Source organism: Bacillus cereus group sp. N24 (assembly GCF_016483345.1).
In the GTDB taxonomy this organism is placed as follows: domain Bacteria; phylum Bacillota; class Bacilli; order Bacillales; family Bacillaceae_G; genus Bacillus_A; species Bacillus_A toyonensis.
In genome coordinates this window covers 1-991 of record NZ_JAEHCA010000081.1, presented here as the reverse complement: position 1 = coordinate 991, position 991 = coordinate 1, and the positions used below count along the sequence as shown (strand labels likewise).

The window sequence follows — 991 nt, the reverse complement described above, 5'->3', positions numbered from 1 at the left end:
ATTCCAATGAAATTTATAACGGTACGTTATCACTTGGTTCGAGATATGCAGATCATATTTTTGATCACATTTCTAAAAAAATGAATGTGATGCAATTAGATCCGGAACAAGAGGAACAAAAGAAGGAACTGTTAGAAACATTAGAAAGAGAAATCAATGATTCTCCTTTTCATGAAGAATATGAATATCGAGAAGAATCACCAGAAAGGAAGGAAGAACCCTCTTATAGTCCATCGGATGAAGTAAAAACACAAATAAAGCCTGGAAAGGAAAATAGAAAAGGATTCAAGATTATTGCGAGTGTCATAGGAAGTATGGTGTTAATTGGAGCTGGTGCCATATTTGCCTTTAAGTTATTCTCTTCCGAACCAGTTTCGAGTGCAAATGCTGGCTCTGAACAATATGTAGTAAAAGGATTACAACAGGCAGCCATTCAACAGTATGGAGAAGCCGTTAGATACTTCGATAAGGTCAATTACACAGAATTAGATAAAGATAGTCAGAAGGCAGTTTTATTTACTTATTTATTAAATGGAAAGGCAAATAAGGCATTACAATATGAGCCGAAATTTGCAGAAAGTGTGGTTGCTTATTTTATTGGGATAGACAACATGAATAAAATCAATGAAATTGATGTCAAAAATGATGTAATCGACTTTGAAAAAGCAGCACTTAATAAGAAATATGAGGAGGTAATTAAGCTTAAAGGGAAAGTCAATATGGACGGTAGACGTGAAAAACTCATTGTTGAAGCTTTTGTAAATCTAAAAAAATATGAAGATTGTTATTCTTTTGCCAAAACGCAAGGAAATAAAAACGTAATGAAAGAGGTCAAAGAATTAGAGAAACGGGATATTCAACAATCTACGATAAGTGAAGAGGAAAAGAAAGCTAAGATTGAAAAAATTGATAAAGATCTACAGAACATCTAAGGGGGAGAGAATAACATGCCTTTAAATTATGAGAATCTGTACAAAAAAATGGGAATTGT

The 991-nt window shown here is 33.1% G+C and carries 1 protein-coding gene; it reads left to right on the top strand.

The features are described 5' to 3' along the window. The coding region (locus tag JDS95_RS30415; RefSeq protein ID WP_199691044.1) for a hypothetical protein at nt 1-932 on the top strand (932 nt) is incomplete at its 5' end. Between the last annotated feature and the right edge of the window lie 59 nt (nt 933-991).